Annotated in this window: 1 protein-coding gene; it reads right to left on the bottom strand. The window is 30.7% G+C overall.

The window, feature by feature from the left end:
• On the bottom strand, positions 1 to 306 hold a 306-nt coding region (locus tag BEN48_RS18965; protein ID WP_158010075.1), incomplete at both ends, for a hypothetical protein.

Genomic DNA, 306 nt, shown 5'->3' on the forward strand with positions numbered 1-306 from the left:
AAATAATTTGCAATATCATCATCAAAAGAAAAGCCATGTCCAATCTTTTCATTTCTGAAATTGGGGTACTTATCTATAAACTGGCTTAGTTGTTTTAGACGCTTATTCCCGAAAAATTCATTATCAATGTCGAGTTGTCTAATTATTGACACTATTGTCCCAATTGAAGGCTTTAGTATTGACTTTGCAATACTTTCTCTTAGATCTAAATAATTTGCAATATCATCATCAAAAGAAAAGCCATGTCCAATCTTTTCATTTCTGAAATTGGGGTACTTATCTATAAACTGGCTTAGTTGTTTTAGA

The sequence above is a fragment of the Hymenobacter glacialis genome, from assembly GCF_001816165.1.
Lineage (GTDB): Bacteria > Bacteroidota > Bacteroidia > Cytophagales > Hymenobacteraceae > Hymenobacter > Hymenobacter glacialis.